The following is a 1,340-nucleotide window of genomic DNA, read 5'->3' as shown; positions in this document are numbered from 1 at the left end:
CCGAAAGTGGCGACCGGCGACCAGTCGGGCATCGGGCGCGGCAGCTCGGGGGCGAGCGGGCGGAAGTCACCGTCACCGTGGACGACCTTGCCGCCCAGCATCGTCAGGATCGCGCGGATGTGGACGATCTCGTTGTCCGGGACCGCGAAGTAATCGTCGGACAGTAGCGCCAGGTCGGCGAGCTGGCCGGCGATGATCTGGCCCTTCTTGCCCACTTCACTGGAGAACCAGGTGTTCTCGTGCGTCCACATGCGCAGCGCCTTCTCGCGGCTCATGCGGTTGTCGCCGCGGTAGAGCGAGAGGCCGCCCACGGTGCGCCCCGTGACCAGCCACGAGAGCGAGACCCACGGGTTGTAGCTGGCGACGCGGGTGGCGTCGGTGCCGCCGCCCACGGGAATCCCCGCGGCCTGCATCCGCGCGATCGGCGGGGTGCGCTCGGCCGCCCGGGCGCCGTAGCGCGCGACGAAATCCTCGCCCTGGTAGGCCATGCGGTGCTGGACGGCGATGCCGCCGCCGAGCGCGGCGATGCGGTCGATGTTGCGGTCCGAGATGGTCTCGGCGTGGTCGAAGAACCAGTTGATGCCCTGCAGCGGGATGTCGCGGTTGACCTTCTCGTAGACGTCGAGCGCGCGGCCGATGGTCTCGTCGTAGGTCGCGTGGAGGCGCCAGGGCCAGCGGTTCTCGGCGAGCAGGCGGATGACCGGCTCGAGGTCGCCTTCCATGCTGGGCGGCATGTCGGGGCGCTCGACCCGGAAGTCCTCGAAGTCGGCGGCGGAGTAGACGAGCATCTCGCCCGCGCCGTTGTGGCGGTAGGTGTCGTCGCCCTGGCCGGGCTTGACCTGCTTTACCCAGCCCTGGAAGTCGGCCAGCTCCTCCTTGGGCTTCTGCGTGAACAGGTTGTAGCTGATGCGCACGGTCAGCTGGTCGTCGGCGTGCAGCTTCTCGATGATGTCGTAGTCGTCGGGGTAGTTCTGGAAGCCGCCGCCCGCGTCGATCACGCCGGTGACGCCCAGCGCGTTGACTTCGCGCATGAAGTGGCGGGTCGAGTTGATCTGGTATTCGGGCGGCAGCTTGGGGCCCTTCGCCAGCGTCGAATAGAGGATCGTCGCGTTGGGCTGGGCAAGCAGCAGGCCGGTGGGATTGCCCTGTCCGTCGCGCACGATCTCGCCGCCCGGCGGGTTGGGGGTGTCCTTGGTGTAGCCCACCACCCTGAGCGCCGCGGCGTTGAGCAGCGCGCGGTCGTAGAGGTGGAGGATGAACACCGGGGTATCGGGGGCGACCGCGTTCAGCTCGGCGATCGTCGGCAGGCGCTTTTCGGCGAACTGGTGCTCGGTGAAGCC

At 68.8% G+C, this 1,340-nt stretch carries 1 protein-coding gene; it reads right to left on the bottom strand.

Translation table 11 applies throughout. The features are described from left to right. Positions 1–1,340: amidohydrolase (locus AC07M9_RS20130; RefSeq protein ID WP_494886274.1), on the bottom strand; the 1,340-nt coding region annotated here is incomplete at both ends.

The sequence above is a fragment of the Novosphingobium sp. GW821-FHT09E05 genome, from assembly GCF_059416165.1.
This window is presented reverse-complemented; position numbering and strand designations above follow the sequence as displayed.